This is a genomic window from Streptosporangium sp. NPDC049376 (genome assembly GCF_044466505.1).
Lineage (GTDB): Bacteria > Actinomycetota > Actinomycetes > Streptosporangiales > Streptosporangiaceae > Streptosporangium.
Window position 1 is genome coordinate 1 of the sequence record NZ_JBITMT010000050.1, and the last position, 2,144, is coordinate 2,144.

Genomic DNA, 2,144 nt, shown 5'->3' on the forward strand with positions numbered 1-2,144 from the left:
CCTCGATCCAACCCCCGGCGAGGCCCGTGTCAACGCCCTTATGCCCCGGCGATCTCACACCTGGTTACGCGCAGAACTTCTGGATAGGCGCTTAGGGAGAGAACCACTCTTTTGATCACTTTTCGATCATGATCTGTTACGTTACGGACGGATTGCTGGCAGACCTGCGCACGCTCTCTGAGGAACAGGTCCGCAGCATGCGGCGCCCCCTTGCGGCCGCACCCGAAGGACCGGACCACAACGCGACGGAAGGACCACCATGGGCGAGGCCGGAATAGCGGCGTTCACCGCCGAGGAGCGCACCCGGTACCTGGAGCGCTGGCAGGCGGTGCTGTCCGGGCAGGGCCTGCGACAGGCCCAGGAGGCCAAGGCACAGCGGCTGTACAAGCGCGGCCCGGTGAACCTGATGACCGGCGTGCTGCTGCACGCCGCGGCCCGCGCCGACCAAGGACTGGAACTGACCGACCTGGAGCGTTCGGTGCTGGCGCCGCTGGAGCGGGTACTGGGCACCGACTACCTGCACGGCCTGGGCCGCATCTACCACCAGCAGCTGTCCGGCGGACGCTCGGCGCAGGCCGTGCCCCAGGCCGTCAGCTCCCGCCCGCTGCGCGACGGCTTTGACGAGCAATCCTACAAGGCCGCCTTCGCCGAGATGCTCCCGCTGATGGCCGAGATGCCGAACCTGGCCATGGTGGACCGCAAACACCTGGCTGACGGCCAGGTCCTCGACACCGAGGAGTTCACCGCGGCGATGGCCGAGTACGGCTTCGGCGTGACCGGCTTCGCCGGCCCCGACGACGACACAGCCGCCAGGTCGGGGGAGTCGTTCCACGCTAAGTTGGAGCTGGACACGTTCTACTGCCACAAAGCGGTCGGCGACCAGGGCGGCGGCAGGGACGAGATCTACTGGACGGTCGCGGCCGCCGCCACCGGCTACGGGCGCAGCCTGCGCACCAACGAGACCGGGTCGGTCACCGAGAACAAAGAGTTCCCCATCTACGGAGAGAAGGTCTTCTTCGACACCCGCCTGAACGGCTGCGGCTCGTCCATGATCACCCTGTGGGAGGCCGACGACTCCAACGCCGAGTGGTACAAGGCGCTCGGCGAGGCGCTGCGCCGGATCGTGGATGAGCTCAAATGGAACGACCTGTTCCTCAGCCTCCTGCCCAACATGGAGCTGTTCGGCTACGTGTATGCGGGCCTGAGCCTGATCACGGACATCTGGGAGCATCTCGTCAACGAAGACGACCTGGTGCTCAGCCGGGGCTTCGCCTTCGGGCGAGCGGACCTGGCCGCCCTCTACCACTCCAGCAGCGATCACCGGATGCGCTGGGAGTTCAACCGCGACCCCTACGGCATGGGCCACTTCGGTCTGCGGGTCCGCTACACCGGCGGCGATCCCGGCAGCCCGCCCTCCGGCGACGGCTCGTACATCGCCACCGGCTGGCGCGGCCTGTACGGCACCATCTTCACCCGCGACCTGGGAGCCGCCTGCACCGTCCCCGACGTCGACGGTGAGATCTACTTCTTCAAAAGAGACGAGTACGTGAGATACGACCTGGACACCGAAAGCATCGTCGTCGGTCCCTCGCTCGTCAAAGATAACTGGGACGGCCTGAACGGCACCGCCTTCACCAGCGGCATCGGCGCCGCCTGCCCCGTGCCCCTCGCGGACCGTGAGGTCTACCTCTTCCGCGGCAGTCAGTACGTCCGCTACGATGTCCGCGACGACGAGCACACCGGCGTCAAGGACATCGCCACGAGCTGGCCCGGTCTGAAGGGCACCATCTTCACCAGCGACATCGACGCGGCCTGCGAGTCCTGGTTCCTTTCCTGGGTCTATCTGTTCAAGGGCGATCAGTTCGTCCACTACGACGTCAGCGACGAAAGGATCGTCCGCGGCCCCATGGCTATTTCCGAGGCCCTCCCCGCCGTGGCTGGCACCGTCTTCGCCTCTGGCCTGTCGGCCGCCTGCCAGGTTCCCGGCAGCAGCAGCGAGATCTACCTCTTCAAGGGCGACCGCTACATACGCATCCAGGCCATGCCCTTCTAGGAGCTGTTCGGGGTTCGGATCTCGGTGGGGCCGGAGAGCGGGCTGGCTGTGGCTGGTAGAACTCGGACGTGGCGCGTTTTGATGTGACGGA

Annotated in this window: 1 protein-coding gene; it reads left to right on the forward strand. The window is 66.3% G+C overall.

Translation table 11 applies throughout. The features are described 5' to 3' along the window. Positions 1–259: 259 nt before the first annotated feature. The gene (locus tag ACIBVQ_RS40505) at positions 260–2,053 is read left to right on the forward strand and encodes a hemopexin repeat-containing protein (protein WP_399184265.1); all 1,794 of its coding nucleotides are present in this window, start codon (positions 260–262) and stop codon (positions 2,051–2,053) included. Positions 2,054–2,144 lie beyond the last annotated feature (91 nt).

What these genes read in the sequence shown, in the direction of transcription:
- ACIBVQ_RS40505 (WP_399184265.1), top strand. Translation starts at nt 260, where the DNA reads ATGGGCGAGGCCGGAATAGCGGCGTTCACCGCCGAGGAGCGCACCCGG.